16 protein-coding genes are annotated in these 15,667 nt (G+C 67.7%); 14 read left to right on the top strand and 2 right to left on the bottom strand.

Annotation, left to right across the window (positions count from 1 at the left end; translation table 11 throughout):
* Positions 1-76: 76 nt before the first annotated feature.
* Genes VI056_00685 through VI056_00645 form a run of 9 tightly spaced genes read left to right on the top strand, consistent with a single transcriptional unit; the run spans position 77 to position 8,911 of the window.
* Positions 77-1,696, top strand: coding sequence for a methylmalonyl-CoA mutase family protein (locus VI056_00685; protein ID HEY6201533.1), 1,620 nt, complete (start codon positions 77-79; stop codon positions 1,694-1,696).
* A complete protein-coding gene (locus VI056_00680; protein HEY6201532.1) occupies positions 1,668-3,404 on the top strand; it encodes a maleylpyruvate isomerase N-terminal domain-containing protein in 1,737 nt (578 codons plus the stop codon). The genes VI056_00685 and VI056_00680 overlap by 29 nt, the downstream gene beginning before the upstream one ends.
* Positions 3,401-3,820, top strand: a complete 420-nt coding sequence (locus VI056_00675) for a cobalamin B12-binding domain-containing protein (protein ID HEY6201531.1) — start codon at positions 3,401-3,403, stop codon at positions 3,818-3,820. Before VI056_00680 ends, VI056_00675 begins: the two co-directional genes overlap by 4 nt.
* Before the next feature lie 13 nt (positions 3,821-3,833).
* The gene (locus tag VI056_00670; protein HEY6201530.1) at positions 3,834-4,229 is read left to right on the top strand and encodes a hypothetical protein; all 396 of its coding nucleotides are present in this window, start codon (positions 3,834-3,836) and stop codon (positions 4,227-4,229) included.
* Positions 4,229-5,365, top strand: coding sequence for an acyl-CoA dehydrogenase family protein (locus tag VI056_00665; GenBank protein ID HEY6201529.1), 1,137 nt, complete (start codon positions 4,229-4,231; stop codon positions 5,363-5,365). Before VI056_00670 ends, VI056_00665 begins: the two co-directional genes overlap by 1 nt.
* A complete protein-coding gene (meaB, locus tag VI056_00660; GenBank protein HEY6201528.1) occupies positions 5,362-6,339 on the top strand; it encodes a methylmalonyl Co-A mutase-associated GTPase MeaB in 978 nt (325 codons plus the stop codon). The genes VI056_00665 and meaB overlap by 4 nt, the downstream gene beginning before the upstream one ends.
* Entirely contained in the window at positions 6,336-7,088 is a 753-nt protein-coding gene (locus VI056_00655) for an N-acyl homoserine lactonase family protein (GenBank protein ID HEY6201527.1), read from the top strand. The genes meaB and VI056_00655 overlap by 4 nt, the downstream gene beginning before the upstream one ends.
* A 15-nt stretch (positions 7,089-7,103) precedes the next feature.
* Positions 7,104-7,958 (top strand): formate dehydrogenase accessory sulfurtransferase FdhD, encoded by an 855-nt coding sequence (fdhD, locus tag VI056_00650; protein ID HEY6201526.1) that lies wholly within the window; start codon positions 7,104-7,106, stop codon positions 7,956-7,958.
* Positions 7,959-7,966: 8 nt separating this feature from the next.
* Positions 7,967-8,911 (top strand): hypothetical protein, encoded by a 945-nt coding sequence (locus tag VI056_00645; protein HEY6201525.1) that lies wholly within the window; start codon positions 7,967-7,969, stop codon positions 8,909-8,911.
* A gap of 186 nt (positions 8,912-9,097) precedes the next feature.
* Here the strand turns inward: VI056_00645 and VI056_00640 are convergent, their stop codons facing one another.
* Entirely contained in the window at positions 9,098-9,580 is a 483-nt protein-coding gene (locus tag VI056_00640) for a hypothetical protein (GenBank protein ID HEY6201524.1), read from the bottom strand.
* Positions 9,577-9,867, bottom strand: a complete 291-nt coding sequence (locus tag VI056_00635; protein HEY6201523.1) for a DUF6457 domain-containing protein — start codon at positions 9,865-9,867, stop codon at positions 9,577-9,579. The genes VI056_00640 and VI056_00635 overlap by 4 nt, the downstream gene beginning before the upstream one ends.
* Before the next feature lie 66 nt (positions 9,868-9,933).
* Here VI056_00635 and VI056_00630 point away from each other — a divergent pair, with 66 nt between their 5' ends.
* From VI056_00630 to nrfD, 5 genes are read left to right on the top strand one after another with little or no spacing between them, the layout of a single operon-like run.
* A complete protein-coding gene (locus tag VI056_00630; protein HEY6201522.1) occupies positions 9,934-10,530 on the top strand; it encodes a twin-arginine translocation signal domain-containing protein in 597 nt (198 codons plus the stop codon).
* Between the two features lie 48 nt (positions 10,531-10,578).
* Positions 10,579-13,104: a molybdopterin-dependent oxidoreductase gene (locus VI056_00625; protein ID HEY6201521.1), complete on the top strand. Its 2,526-nt coding sequence runs from the start codon at positions 10,579-10,581 to the stop codon at positions 13,102-13,104.
* Positions 13,101-13,925 (top strand): formate dehydrogenase accessory protein FdhE, encoded by an 825-nt coding sequence (locus tag VI056_00620; GenBank protein ID HEY6201520.1) that lies wholly within the window; start codon positions 13,101-13,103, stop codon positions 13,923-13,925. Before VI056_00625 ends, VI056_00620 begins: the two co-directional genes overlap by 4 nt.
* Positions 13,925-14,761, top strand: coding sequence for a 4Fe-4S dicluster domain-containing protein (locus VI056_00615; GenBank protein HEY6201519.1), 837 nt, complete (start codon positions 13,925-13,927; stop codon positions 14,759-14,761). Before VI056_00620 ends, VI056_00615 begins: the two co-directional genes overlap by 1 nt.
* The gene (gene nrfD / locus VI056_00610; GenBank protein ID HEY6201518.1) at positions 14,748-15,638 is read left to right on the top strand and encodes an NrfD/PsrC family molybdoenzyme membrane anchor subunit; all 891 of its coding nucleotides are present in this window, start codon (positions 14,748-14,750) and stop codon (positions 15,636-15,638) included. Before VI056_00615 ends, nrfD begins: the two co-directional genes overlap by 14 nt.
* The last annotated feature ends 29 nt before the right edge of the window (positions 15,639-15,667 follow it).

Below are 15,667 nucleotides of genomic sequence, written 5' to 3'. Positions count from 1 at the left end.
GCTGCAGAAGTCGCGCGGCGAGGCCAAGGGCCGAGCCGACACGAACAAGACGGCCAAGCAGCGGTGGCTCGACGAGGTGTACGGCCCGGCGGTGAAGAAGCGCGCGGAGCGCAAGGACCACTTCACGACGCTCTCCGAGGTCCCGATCGAGCCCCTCTACACGCCGGACGACCTCGAGGGATTCGATGCGGCGACGCAGCTTGCTGCGCCGGGCGAGTTCCCGTACACGCGCGGCATCCACCCGACGATGTACCGCTCGCGCCTGTGGACAATGCGGCAGTTCGCGGGCTTCGGCTCGGCCGAGGACACCAACGAGCGCTTCCACTACCTGCTCGCGCACGGCGTGACCGGACTCTCCACCGCGTTCGACATGCCGACGCTGATGGGTCGCGATTCCGACGATCCGCTTTCGCGCGGCGAGGTCGGACGTGAGGGCGTCGCGGTCGACACGATCCGTGACGTGGAGATCCTGTTCGACAAGATCCCGGTCGACCAGGTCACGACGTCGATGACGATCAACGGCCCCGCCTCGATCGTGTGGGCGATGTATCTCGCGGCCGCGGAGAAGCGTGGCTATCCGCTCACCGCTCTGGGCGGCACGATCCAGAACGATTGCCTCAAGGAATACATCGCGCAGCGCGAGTGGATCGTGCCCGAGCGACCGGCGATGGACCTCGTCATCGACACATTCCGCTTCGGCTCGCGCGACGTGCCGAAATGGAACACCATCTCGGTGTCCGGCTACCACATCCGCGAGGCCGGCTCGACGGCGATACAGGAGCTCGCGTTCACGCTCATCGACGGCCTCGAGTACGTGAAGTGGGGCGTCGCCGCCGGGCTCGACGTGAACGACTTCGTGCCGCGGATGTCCTTCTTCCTGGACGTGCACAACGACTTCTTCGAGGAGATCGCGAAGTTCCGCGCGGCGCGGCGCATCTGGGCCCGCGAGATCGAGCGCCGTTACCACCCGACGAACCCGCGGGCGCTGCAGCTGCGGACGCACGCGCAGACCGCGGGCGTGTCGCTGACCGCGCAGCAGCCGTACAACAACGTCGTCCGCGTCGCGCTGCAGGCGCTCGCGGCGGTCCTTGGCGGCACGCAGTCGCTCCACACGAACTCGCTCGACGAGACGTACGCGCTCCCGACGAAGGAGGCGGTGACGCTCGCGCTGCGAACGCAGCAGGTCATCGCGCACGAGTCGGGTGTCGCCGACACCGCCGACCCGCTCGCCGGTTCTTACTACCTGGAGCACCTCACGAACGTCATGGAAGAGGGTTTCGACAAATACCTCGCCGAGATCGAGAAGATGGGCGGCATGGTCGAGGCGGTCGAGCGCGGCTACCCGCAGCGCGAGATCACCGAGGCGTCGTTCCGCTTCCAGGAAGAGGTCGACAAGGGCGAGCGGACGATCGTCGGCATCAACAAGTACGCGACCGGGGCCGAGCCTTCGATCCCCACGCTCGAGCTCGATCCCGACGTCGAGCGGAAGCAGGTCGAGCGTCTGCTGGACACGCGCAAGAAGCGCGACGCCGGCCGGTGGCGCGAGGCGATGGACCGGCTGCGCGCCGCGGCCAAGGCCCGCGAGGAGCTCATGCCCGCGTTCCTCGAATGCGCTCGCGCGAACGCCAGCGTTGGCGAGCAGGTACAGGTGCTCAAGGAGGTATTTGGTGTCTATCACGACCCCGGTTACTTCTAAGAGGGACCTGCTCGCGCAGATCGACCATGGCTACGTCGCCTCGCGGGCGGTGATCGACGCGTTGCCGCCGGAGCGATTCGATGAGCGGCTGCCATCCGGCTGGACGCTTAAAGAGGTCGTCGCCCACAACGCGGCATGGGAGGGGACGGTCCCGTCGCGGATCGAGCGCGTGCTCGACGGTGACGGCGTCGACCCGAAGTGGGAAGGCAGTGTCGATGATTTCAACCGCCGGGCTGCCGCCGACGTGAAGGACATGAGCGTGGCGGATGTGCTCGCACGCTGGACGGCCGCTCACGCGAAGGTCGTGGAGATCGTTCACTCCTTCGACGGTCGCGACGTCCCGAAGCTCGCGACCGACATCGTCGAGTGGAACACCCTCGGCCACTACCCCGATCACTTCGCCGACCTCGGAGCCGCGATCAAGACCGCGAAAGACCTGGCGATGGCGGTGAACATGGGCTGGGTCAACTTCCGGCTGGCGCTCATGTCGCTCGGTGCCGGCGGCCTCGACGCGCCCACATCGACCGGGTGGACGTACAAAGCACTGGCGCAGCACGTCGCCGGTTGGGAGGAGCTCACGGTCAAGCGCCTGGCGGGCCTTCGCGAGACCGGTGAGCGCCAGTCGAGCGGCGTCGAGACAGACGAGTTCAATGCCGAGATGGCCGAGCGTGCCGGCGAACGATCGGTAGCCGACGTGCTCGCGGATCTCGATGCCGCGCACACGAAACTGGTCGCTGAGATCGAGAAGCTCACGCCCGAGCAGATCCACGCGAATGACGATTGGGCCATCGCGGTCATCGCCGGCAACAGCTACGGGCACTACGCGGAGCATCACACCGAGCTCTTTGCCGCGGTGCCGACGCGTCCGGCCCAGCTGCTCGAGCGGATGCGCGAGGGCTGGCGTCCCTTCCGCCGCGCGCTGTCGCGCGTCGGCCTACGCCCGCTGAGCGACAAGACAAAGGCTGGGTGGACAGGCAAGGCGCTCATGTCGCATCTCGCGTTCTGGCTCGAGACGCTCGAGGAGGTACTGCCCGAGCGACTCGCTGGTCGTCGCGGGCCGATCCGGAACGTACAGGCGGAGAACGATCGCGAGGCGGCGGCGGCCGACACGCGCTCCGCCCACGAGGTCGTGAAGCGCTTCGACGACGCCTATAAGAAGGTCGTCGACATCGTGTCCGCGCTCCCGCCTGACGAGGATGTCCATTTCATGGCCGTCCGCCTCATCGCCGGCGAGAGCTACGGCCACTTCTCGGAGCACCTGCCCGAGATCGAAGGCTGGGTCCCCGCGTCGCAAGACTTGACGCTTCTCCGCCTCGACGAGGGCTGGGCCGCGTTCCGTACGGCAGTCCGCGATCGTGGTCGCGCGGGTCTCATGGCTGCGACGCCGTCCGGCTGGTCGTTCCGCGACATGTGCGCCCATGTCGCGAACTGGATGCAGGTGGCGACGAACGAGGTCGAGGCTGGCACGTTCGGCAGGTGGAGCGCGCAAACGATCCAGGCGGAGAACGAGCGCGCGGTGGAGGCGCATCGGCTGGTCGGTCCCGAGGCGATGCTCGACGAGCTCGACACTTCACTCCGCCGGCTGCGTGAGGCCGTCGTGGCCAGCGCCGATCGCTCACCAGATCTCAAGGTCGCCGATGTCATCGGCTTCTACACGTACCTCCATTGGGAAGAGCATCTCAGCGAGGATCTCGGAGTCACGATCTGAAGCGCCCGATCCGCGTCGTCGTCGCAAAGGCCGGGCTCGACGGCCATGACCGCGGCGCGAAGGTCGTGGCACGCGCCCTGCGCGACGCTGGGATGGAGGTGATCTACACGGGGGTGCATCAGACGCCCGAGCAGGTCGTCGAGACCGCGCTCCAGGAGGACGCCGACGTCATCGGGCTATCGCTCCTCTCCGGCGCGCACAACTATCTCTTCCCGCGCATCGCGGAGCTCATGCGCGAGAAGGGCATGGACGATGTGCTGCTCTTCGGCGGCGGGATCATCCCCGAGGACGACGTGCCCGGTCTGCAGAAGCACGGGGTGGGACGCATCTTCCCGCCGGGCGCGTCGCTCGACGAGATCGCGAAGTACGTCCGAGAAACGGTAAGCGCGAAACACAACAGCGTGAGAAGTCTTTAGAAGGAGTCCAGAGATGGCAGGTCTATTCGGCAGCAAGAAGGACACGCGGCCCATCGACGTCGGTCTGGCCTCGCTCGTCGGTAGCGACGAGAACACGGCGATCGAGTTCTGGAAGAAGCGTTTCGAGATGACCGCGGCGGTCCCGAACGACATCGCGCGCGTGGGCGCGCTGACGCCGCAGATGCGCGAGCTCACGCGCATCGACAATCTCGACGAACGCAGGCGCCTGACCCGCGCGCGGCTCATCGCGTTCACCAAGCTTCCGCAGGAGCAACGGCAGCTGATCACGGCCGCCCGCCGCAAGGCGTTCGAGGTGGACCGAACGGTGATGGAGGCGGACCAGAAGCTCGTTGACGAGATCCTGCCGACCCTTGACGCCTCCGTGCGCTCGGCCTACCCGCAGGCCTAGTGCGGTTCGACTACCGCGACGATCAGATCGCGGTCCGGGGCGCCGTGCGCGACTTCGCGCGCGAACGCATCGTGCCGAACGCCGAGAAGTGGAGCGAGTCCGGCGAGTTCCCGCTCGAGCTGCTGCCCGAGCTCGCGCGGCTCGGTCTCACAGGGCTCGCCGTCCCCGCGGACCTCGGTGGCGCCGGGCTCGACACGGTCACGATCGCGATGGTCATGGAGGAGATGGGCGCGGCGGATGGATCCATCGCGCTGACCCTCGCCGCGCACAACAGCCTCTGCATCGGACATCTTCTCGTCGGTGCGAGCGAGGAGCAGAAGCGCCGCTGGCTTCCGCCGCTCGCGCGCGGTGAGTATCTCGGCGCGTGGGCGCTCACCGAGCCATCGTCCGGCTCCGATGCGATCGCGGTGCAGAGCCGCGTCGTTCGGAAGGGTGACGGCTATGTCATCAATGGGACGAAGCAGTTCATCACGAACGGTGGGGTCGCCGGCTTCGCGGTCGTGATCGCCGGCGCGGGCGAGCGCAAGCTGTCGGCGTTCGGTGTCATGCGCGGGACGCCCGGCTTCCGCGCCGGCAAGCGTGAGAAGAAGATGGGCCTTCACGCCTCGGACACCTCGCAGCTCGTGCTCGTGGACTGCCGCGTCCCGGAGGGCGATCGCATCGGCGCCGACGGTCTGGCGTTCGAGGACGTGAAGAAGGTGCTCGACAAGGGTCGCATCGGCATCGGAGCGCTCGCGCTCGGGCTCGGGCGCGCCGCGCTCGAGACCGCGATCGCCTACGCGAAGGAGCGCAAGCAGTTCGGCCGGCCGATCGCCGAATTCGAGATGACGCAGTGGAAGATCGTGCGCGCGCGGACGCAGCTCGACGCCGGGCGTCTCCTGGTCCACCGCGCCGCGGCGCTCGCCGACTGCGGCAAGCCGTTCACCGTCGCTGCGTCGAAGGCGAAGCTCTACGCGACCGAAGCAGCGAGCCGCGCCGCAAATGACGCCCTCCAGATCCTGGGCGGCTACGGCTACCTGCGCGACTATCCGGTCGAGCGCATCGTGCGCGACGCGCGCCTCATGGAGATCGGCGAGGGGACCAGCGAGGTACAGCGCATCGTCATCGCGAAGGACCTGGCGCGACAGGCCTCGTGACCAACCGCCGGGGGGCCTCGCCCCCCGAAGACCCCCCGCGCGCCGCGTCCGACCTGCTGGAGCGCGCTCGGGCCGGCGACAAACGTTCGACGGCGCGTCTGCTCTCCGTCGTCGAGAACGACGAGCCGGGTGCCGCGGAGGCGCTGCGCACGCTCTATCCATTGACCGGTCACGCGGAGATCGTCGGCATCACCGGCCCGCCCGGCGGTGGCAAGAGCACGCTCGTCAACCGGCTCGCGGGCGCGTACCGCGCGACGACCGACCGCGTCGCGGTCGTCGCCGTCGATCCGTCGTCGCCGTTCACCGGTGGAGCGATCCTCGGCGACCGCATCCGCATGCGCGAGCGATTCCTCGACGAGGGCCTGTTCATCCGCAGCATGGCGAGCCGCGGCCACTCCGGCGGTCTCGCGCGCGCCACCTCGCGCATCGTCAACGTGCTCGATGCGCTCGGGTACGGCGTGGTGCTGGTCGAGACGGTCGGCGTCGGGCAGGAAGAGGTCGAGGTCGTTCGCGTCGCCGACACGGTCTGCCTCGTCACCGTGCCGGGGCTCGGGGATGACATCCAGGCCATCAAAGCCGGCGTGCTTGAGATCGCCGACGTGCTCGTGGTGAACAAGGCCGATCGTCCCGGCGCCGACGAGACCGTGCGCGATCTCGCGCAGATGCTGACGCTGGGCGCGCCGCGCACGGCGTGGAAGGCGCCGATCGTCCGCACGGTCGCCGCGACGGGCGAGGGCACCGATCAGCTCGTCGCCGCGATCGCGAAACATCGAGCGTGGGTCGCCGAGAGCGGCGAGCGCGACGAGCGGCGGCGGGCATCGGCACGCGCGGAGGTCGAGGAGCTGCTGCGTGATTCGCTGGTGCGGCGCCTCCGTGACCGTCTCGGTGAGGACCGCGTAGAGAACGCCATCGCGCGCGTGGCCAAGCGTGCGATCGATCCCTACGCCGCGGTGGACGAGCTGCTGCGCGAATGATCGAGCTCATGCTCTTCCGCACCGGCGCGGTCGAGATCGCGCGCTCGGCGTTCCAGCCGTGGACCCTGGGTGCCGCGCGTGATGAGCGCGTCGTCGCGCCGGTATGGTCGGCCCTGCTGCGGACGAACGAGGGCAACGTCGTGTTCGACACCGGCCTTCATCCCGTTCACGTCGAACGTCCCGACGCCACGTTCGGTCCGCAGAGCGGGCTCAAGGTGATGATGGCGTCGGAGGACGCGATCGTCGCTCGTCTGGCGGCGCTCGGCGTGACGCCGGACGACGTCGCGATCGTCGTGAACAGCCATCTCCATTTCGACCACGCCGGCAACAACGGCGCGTTCCCGCACGCGACGTTCGTCGTGCAGGCCGAGCACCTCGCCTTCGCCAAGGGGAAGCCGAACTTCCCCGGCGTGTACTGGGACATCGCGGAGCTGCGCTACCTCCCGGTGACCGGTCGCACGCGCGTCGCGACCGGTGTCGAGGTCGTGCCGACTCCCGGTCATGCACCCGGGCACCAATCATTGGTCGTCGATCTCGCGCAGACCGGACGCGTCGTCCTCACCGGCGATGCCGCGTTCACGCGTGAGAACATCGAGCGCGGCGAGATTCCCGCCATAGATCAGGTCGCCGCGAAGGAGTCTCTCGCGCTGATCCGCTCGCTCGCCGGCGACGACCTCACGCGCGTGTTCACCAGCCACGACGCGGACAACTGGGCGACGTGGCGTCACGCGCCCGCCGTCTACCGCTGACGGTACGATCGGCGCATGGCGCGTCCCCAGGCGCCCCGCATTCCGATCTCACGCTGGCGCGGCCGAGCGTGGGAGCACGTCGACGACGCGGTCGCGGCGGAGGAGCCGCTGCAGCTTCTTCTGAACGGCGTGCCTCTCAGCATCGTGATGCGCACGCCGGGGCACGACATCGAGCTCGCGCTCGGTCTCCTCTCGGCCGAGCACGTCATCGGCTCGCTCGCGGACGTGACCGGTGTGCGCATCAGCGCGGAATCCGGCGAGCGCGAGGTCCGCGTTCCGCTCACCGACGACATCGTCGAGTCGAACCAGATCGACATCCGCGTTCGTGAGGGCACGGGACGGCGGCCCGAGCGCTCGTTCCTCGCGACCTCAGCGTGCGGCGTCTGTGGCGCCACGACGGTCGAGTCGCTCGCGCACGATCACGCGCCGCTCGCTCAGGGTCCGCGCGTCGAAGCCGCGACGCTGCCGCCGCTGGCGCAACAGCTGCGGGGCGGGCAGCGCGTTTTCGATGCGACCGGCGGCCTTCACGCCGCCGGGCTCTTCACGGCCGCCGGCGAGCTCGTGACGCTGCGTGAGGACATCGGCCGGCACAATGCGGTGGACAAGGTCGCGGGACGCGCGCTGCTCGACGGCCGGTTGCCTCTCGCGATGTCGGTCCTCGCGGTGAGCGGCCGCGCGGGTTACGAGGTCGTGCAGAAGGCGGTCGCCGCGGGGATCCCGATCCTCGTCGCCGTCGGCGCGCCGTCCAGCCTCGCAGTCGCGACCGCGCTGCGCTTCGGGCTCACGCTCGTCGGGTTCCTGCGCGACGACCGCTTCAACGTCTATTCGGGGCAGGAGCGCCTCGTCGGTCTTCAAGCGCCTGTGGCATAACGGCGGGCGTGCTCAGCTCACCGCTTGGTCACGTCAAATGGTTCACCGATCCGTCTCAGCACCCGACCGACTACTCGCTGCTCCTGACGTTCCCGGTCATCGCCGCGTTCACCATCGCGGCGTTCGCGATCGCCGCGGCGGCGTTCATACAGCGGACGGCGCGCGAGCCGCGCATCTTCCGCTCGCTGGAGCGGTTCGCGTGGCTCGGACCGCTCGTGCTCGGCGTGCACGTGGGCCTCGCCCTCATCGCCGCAGCCGTTCTCGGGATGCTGTTCGTGCCATCGCTCCACGTCGGGGGGGACGCATTCGGATTCGCGCTGCTCATCACAGAAGGCGTGTGTGGCGTCCTGTTCCTCGTCGGATTTGCGACGCGTCCGGCGGCGATCGCGCTCGCGCTGCTCGGCGTCGTCGCGATGGCGCCGTTCAATTTCGAGTCGATCCTCGAGCAGGTCCACATCCTCGGGATCGCGATCTTCCTGTTCATCACCGGACGCGGCGCGATCTCGATCGACCGCGTGTTCCGGCAACAGAAGGCGCTGCCGGTACCCGAGGCGCCGGCCATCGCGCTGACGCTGCTGCGTGTATGCATGGGCGTTGGTATCGCGTTCGGCGCGCTCACCGAGAAGCTGCTCGATCCGGGACTGGCCGGTGCGCTGCTCGCCGATCGTCCGTATCTCAACTTCGTCGCGGGCCTCGGCGTGTCAGACGGACAATTCGCCTACGTCGCGGGCCTGACCGAGCTCGTGATCGGCCTGGTCATCGTCTCCGGCCGGCTCACGAGGCCGGTCATGGCCGTCGGCGCCGTGCTCTTCACCGCGACGCTGCCGATCTTCGGCTGGCTCGAGCTGCTCGGCCACCTGCCCTACTACGGGATCATGCTGACGCTGTTCGTAGCGCCGAGCGCGGACCCGCGTGGGGTGCGTGAACAGCTGCGCGAAGGAAAGGCCGCATGAGGCGCCATATCGAGGGCACGACGACTGCAGGCAGGAGCGGTATGAGAACGCACACGCGGCGGTGGCGCGCACTCGTGCTTGCCCTGGTCATGGCGCTCGGCGTTGCCGGAATACCGACGTCGTGCGGTGGTCCATCCGATGGGCCAAAGCCCTCCGGCGGAGTGCCGAGCTACTGAGCCGCCGCGGCTACCCGAACGACAGCTTCAGGTCGTCGCGGGCTTCGATGATGTCGGGGTTGCGCAGCAGATCGATCAGCCGCGGGTCGTTCGGGAGCACGACGCCGGTCAGGCCCGCCACGCTGCTCGCGTTACGAAGCTCATCCCATGCCGCGCGGCTTGCCGGGAACGCCGACTCCGTCCAGCGCTCCTCCGATTCCTCCGCCACGACGAGACGCCCGCGCGCGAGATTCGCGCAGGTCTCGCGCGCCGCGAGATCTGTCGGTGCGCCTCGCGCAAAGAGCCGCACACGCCACGTCACGGCGGCAAGCGCAGCGAGCGCGACGTAGGGATCGCCGTCGGCGGCGTCGATCCACAGCGAGTCCGCTCCGGCGGCCTCGACGGCCCTGGCGTCGGCGAACAGCTCACCGGCAGCGCCGGTCGCGGACAGCCGGACTCCGATGAGGAGGGCGGCTCGCGTTGGCTCGGTCGCGTCCGGTGTCGCCTCGGTCATGGTGATGGGGCCTCGCGCTCCAGCGCCTCTCGCACCTCGCGGATGTACGAGGCCGCGGCGCCCGGGTCGAGCGCGCCTTTCGAAGCGCGCAAACGTTCCGCCGCAACGCCGGCGGTGAACGTCGCGAGCGGAGCGAAGCGGCGCTCCTTCGTGTGCGAGACCACGCGCGCGAGCTCGAGGATCTCCTCGGCGACGCCGGCGTCGAGCATGGGCTCGTCGATGGTCGCGCCGCGGCTGTGCGCCGCGTCGCTCCAGCGCTTGGCGAGGGCAGAGAAGAAGTCGTTCATCCGGCCGACGATAGCGCGCGTACGACTTGACGCAGACCGATGCCAGGAATAGAACGCGGGTAGGCAGTGAGCGACCTCACCCGTCGTCAGCTCCTTAAGCTCGGCGCCGCTGGCGCCGGTGCGACCGCACTCACCCCCCTTGCCAACCCGCTCGGCTTCGACCTGCGCCTGGCGAAAAAGCGGCAGCTGGAGTTCCGCATAGCGGGCGCGAAGGAAGTCCACTCGCTGTGTCCGTACTGCGCCGTCGGCTGCGCACTGATCGCGTACACGAAGCAGGGAGCCGACGGCAAGACGCAACTCCTACAGATCGAGGGCGATCCCGATAGCCCGGTCAACGAGGGCCGCCTGTGCCCGAAGGGCGCGACCGCCATGCAGCTCGCGACGAGCTCGCGGCGCGTCGAGAAGCCGCTCTATCGCGCGCCGGGCAGCGCGAAATGGGAAGAGAAGTCCTGGGACTTCATGCTCGACAAGCTCGCGCAGAACATCAAGGCATCGCGGGACAACACGTTCGTCGCGCAGGACGCGAACGGCAACATCGTGAATCGCACCGAGGGAGTCGCCTTCGCCGGCGGCGCCGCATTCAGCAGCGAAGAGGGTTACTTCGCCGCGAAGATGATGCGGACGCTCGGCGTCGTGCACATAGAACAACAGGCTCGGGTCTGACACGGCCCAACGGTGGTCAGTTTGGCCGCCACATTCGGACGAGGAGCGATGACGAACCACTGGCGTGACATCAAGCACGCCGACGTCATCCTCATCAACGGCGCGAACCCCGCTGAGGCGCACCCCGTTGGGTTCCAGTGGTTCGTGAAGGCGAAGCTCGATACGACGAAGGGACCCGGCCAGGGCGGCGGCGCGAAGATCATCCATGCCGACCCGCGCTACACGCGCACGTCGGCACTCGCAGACAGGTATCTGCGCATCCGGACGGGGACCGACGTCGCCTACTTCGGCGGGCTCATCAACTACGTGCTGCAGAACAAGCTCTATCACGAGGAATACGTCAAGAACTACACGAACGCCTCGTTCGTCGTGAAAGATGCCTTCGATTTCAAGGACGGGCTGTTCACCGGCTACAACCCGCAGACGCGCTCGTACGACACCTCGTCATGGGCCTACGAGCAGACGGCGCCACCCGCCGCAACGCCGGGCAGCGGTCCGACGCAGCCGGGCGCGGCCGCGGTCGAGGGTCCGCCAACGACGAGCACCGGTTTCGCGAAACGCGACATGACGCTGCAGGACCCCAAGAGCGTGTTCCAGCTCATGAAGAAGCACTACTCGCGCTACACGCCGGAGATGGTCTCGAGCATCACCGGCATCCCCGCAGACCAATTCCTCGAGGTCGCGAAGATCGTCGGCGAGATGGGACGGCCGGACAAGGTCATGACCATCGTGTATGCCGTCGGCCTCACGCATCACACCACCGGTGGCCAGCTCATCCGCTCGGGCGCGCTGCTGCAATTGCTCCTTGGCAACATGGGCCGACCGGGCGGCGGCATGAACGCGGAGCGTGGCCACGCGAACATCCAGGGCAACACGGACCACGCGATCTCGTGGGAGATCCTCCCTGGCTACCTGCGCATACCCGCGCCCGGCCAGAGGAACCTCGACCAGTACGTCGATCAAAGTGCCGCGAAGAAGAGCGACCCGAACTCGTGGAACTTCTTCGGCACGAACTACCGCAACTTCATGGTCAGCTTGCTCAAAGGCTGGTACGGAGCGGCGGCGACGAAGGACAACGAGTTCGCGTTCAACTTCCTCCCCAAGCCGGCCACGAACTCGTCATGGATGTCGATCTACGACCAGGCCCTCAAGGGCAAGATGGAGGGGGTCATCCTCTCCGGCATGACGGCCACGTCCATCGGGCCCGATTCGAACCAGGTGATGAAGGCGCTTGCGAACCTCAAGTGGCTCGTCGTGATGGATCCACTGCCGACGACGAGCTCCGAGTTCTGGAAGGCGCCCGGCGCGGATCCGGCCTCGATCAAGACCGAGGTCTTCATGCTACCGACGACGCACTGGATCGAGAAGGACGGCTCGTTCGTCAACAGCGGCCGCTGGATGCAGTGGAAGGAGCAGGTCCTCCCGCCAGAAGGGGAGGCGCGCCACGATCACTGGATCATGGCCGAGCTTTTCGACCGCGTGAAGACGCTCTATCGCCAGAACGGCGGGAAGTTCCCCGACGCGATCAACGCCATGACGCTGGACTGGTACAAGGATCCGAAGAAGCCGGAGCTCGGCGAGATCGCCAAGGAGATCAACGGAAAAGATCTCGCGACCGGCAAGCAGATGGCGAGCTTCGCGCTGCTGAAAGCGGACGGGACGACCACCGCGGGCGACTGGATCTACACCGGCAGCTACACCGAAGACGGCAACCTGTCGAAGCGGCGCAACGGCGTACAGGACATCGCGAAGAACGACCCGACGGGTATGGGCTTCTTCCCGACGTGGGCCTGGAGCTGGCCCCTGAATCGCCGCGTCATGTACAACCGCGCGTCCGCGGACCTCGATGGCAAGCCGTGGGATCCCAAGCGTCCGGGGATCCAGTGGAACGGATCGGCGTGGACGGGGGACGTGCCGGACTACCCGGCGACCATGAACCCGAAGGATCCGGCCGCGTGGCTGCCATTCATCATGAACGGCGAAGGCGTCGGCCGCCTGTTCTCGAACTCGATGCTCGACGGTCCGTTCCCCGAGCACTACGAGCCGATGGAAGCGCCGATCCCCAACCCTCTGCATCCCAACCAGTCCGAGGACCCGGTGGCCTTCCTCTACGACCAGGCCGCCGGCAGGCCGAACCGTTTCGGGAAGGTCGACAAGTACCCGTACGTTGCGACGAGCTACCGGCTCACGGAGCACGAGCACTACGTGACGCAACACGTGCCGCTGCTCGTCGGTCTGCAGCCACAGGCGTTCGTCGAGGTGCCCGAGGAGCTCGCGAAGGAGAAGGGCATCGCGAACGGCGACCGCGTTCGCGTGTGGAGCGAGCGCGGCAAGATCGAGGTCGCGGCGGCCGTGACGAAGCGCCTCGGCCCGATCAAGCTGGCCGGGAGCGACAAGCCCGTGTACCACATCGGCATCCCGATCCACTGGGGATTCGTCGGGGTCTCGGCCGACCAGAACCCCGATAAGAGCAAGTTCTGGCTCGCGAACGCTCTGACGCCGTTCGTCGGCGATGTAGGGGCGAGGACCCCCGAGTTCAAGGCGTTCCTCGTCAACATCGAGAAGATCGATTGAGCGCCGTCGCTGAGCGCGTCACCAGCTACTCGGAGCGCCGACGCCGCGCGGCAGAGCTTGCCGAGCGCTTCGATTTCGCGCGCGAGCCGCTCGCCCTCTACGGCGCGGTCGCGGAAGCGCAGGAGCGCGCGTTCGATCGCGCGGCCGCGGATCATCCCAGCCTCGATGACCTCCCGGCATACGTCGTGCGCGCGGCGCTACCTGACGTGATGAGCGCGGTCATGACCGCCGGAACGGAAACGCTGCGCGAAGCGGTGCTCCTGCGCTTCCACGAGGGTGATCTCGAGCGCATGGTCACGTCCTGGCTGCGCGGCGAAGCGCAGGATGGGACCGACGTTTTCCTGGCGCGCGCGGCGACCGGCCCGGTGTTGGAAGCTCTTCCCGATGTTGCGAGCGCGCTGCCGAGGGCCCATTCATCGCAGGGGGAGAACCCCCTGCAATCCCCCCAAGCGCGATTCTGTCCGACGTGCGGCGGATCGCCGCAGGTGAGCGTGTTCGCCGACAGCGGCGAGGCGCTCGTCACGGGTCAGCGGCGCCTCGTATGCGCGCGTTGCGCGAACGAATGGGTCTACCCGCGCATGACATGCGTGGCCTGCGGCGAGACGGAGTCGAGCAGGCTCGTCGTGCTGGCGGACCCGCAGCAGCTCCCGTACCTGCGCGTCGACGCCTGCGAGCGCTGCAAGCGGTACATCGTCAGCGTGGACGCGCGCCTAGAAGGACACGCGGTGCCGGTCGTTGATGAGATCGCCGCGATACCGCTCGACATCGCGGCCGCGGAGCGTGGCTTCACGAAGCTCACGCCGAACCTGATGGGGTTCTGATGGCCGCCTTCCAGGAGCGCCCGATGGGGTTCTTCACCGACACGTCGATCTGCATCGGCTGCAAGGCCTGCGAGGTCGCGTGCAAGGAGTGGAATCAGCTCGAGGGGAACAAGCCCGAGCTCCTCCTCGACAGCTTCGACAACACGGGGCAGCTCGACGCACAGAACTGGCGTCATGTCGAGTTCATCGAGCAGATCCCAGACAACAACGGCGTCGTCATGACACCGACACCGATCGCCGGCGGCCAGGCCTGGCTGATGATGAGCGACGTCTGCAAGCACTGCCAGAACGCGAGCTGTCTCGAGGTCTGCCCCACGAACGCGATCGTGCGCACCGAATACGACTCGGTGCTCATCCAGCAGGACGTGTGCAACGGTTGCCGCGACTGCATCTCGGCCTGCCCGTACGGCGTCATCGGCTTCAACGAAAAGACCGGCACCGCGCACAAGTGCACGCTCTGCTACGACCGTCTGCAGAACGGGATGCAGCCTGCGTGCGCGAAGGCGTGCCCGACCGAGTCGATCAAGTTCGGCTACCTCGATGACCTTCAGGCGGCCGCCGACAAGCGGCTCACCGCGCTGCAGACGGCCGGGTACAAGAAGGCGCAGCTCTACGGACGCGACGCGACGGTCTACGGCGGACTCAACGCCTTCTTCCTGCTCATGGACAAGCCCGAGGTGTACAAGCTGCCGAACGCGCAGAACGCGACGCTGCCGAGCCGCAATAACTTCGCCGGGTATGCCGGCGGCTTCGTCACCGCGGTCGTCGGTCTCGTCGCCGGCGTGCTCGCCTTCCGCTCGAACCGCATGAACGAGAAGTCCGATGCCGCCCGCTGAACACTTCGCGGCGCCGCCCTACTGGGAGTGGTGGATCCTCGGCTATTTCTTCTTCGGCGGCCTATCCGGCGGCTCGTACGCGATCGGAACTCTGATCCGTCTCGTCGGCACCGCCGCGGATCAACGTGCGGCGCGCATCGCGTTCATCGTCAGCTTCCTCGCGCTGCTTCCATGCCCGATCTTCCTCATCGCCGACCTGGGCCAGCCTCTTCGCTTCATCAACATGCTGTTCGATGCGTCGAACGGCGGGCTCGCGTTCAAGCCGTGGTCGCCGATGTCGCTCGGCTCGTGGGCGCTGCTGGGCTTCGGTCTGTTCTCGTTCGTGTCGTTCCTCGGCGCGGTGGCCGACAGCGGATGGCATGCGGCCGACCCGATCGCGCGCATCCTCCGCGGAACGGTCGGCGCGGTATGGAACGTCATCGGCACCGGGCTGGGGTTCTTTGTCAGCGGCTACACCGGCGTGCTCCTCTCGGTCTCCAACCAGCCCATATGGAGCGATGGATGGCCGCTGGGTGGCGTCTTCCTCGCGTCCTCGCTGACCGGCGCGGTCGCGCTGCTGCTCCTGCTGGCGAACTCGCGCCGCGACATCGACGCCGGCACAACGGTGCGCCTCGCGCTCGCGGACCGGAACTTTGCGCTGCTCGAGATCGTCCTCATCGCGGTCTTTATCGCTACGGTCGCCCTGGCCGGGACGATCGGGAAGATGGCGGGCGTGTGGCTGCTGCTGTGGCTGGTCGTGATCGTCGGTCTGGCGGCGCCGTTCACCATCTCGCGTCTGGGCGCCGCCCGTCGTTGGGCGCCGGTCACCGCGCCGATCCTCGCGCTGCTGGGTGTCCTAGCCCTGCGCGCCCTCGTGATCTTCTCCGCCCAAATTTGAGCTGAGCGGGACAGCCGGGGACGCGGTTT

The organism is Candidatus Limnocylindria bacterium, from assembly GCA_036523395.1.
Classification (GTDB): Bacteria; Chloroflexota; Limnocylindria; order P2-11E; family P2-11E; genus CF-39.
This window is presented reverse-complemented; position numbering and strand designations above follow the sequence as displayed.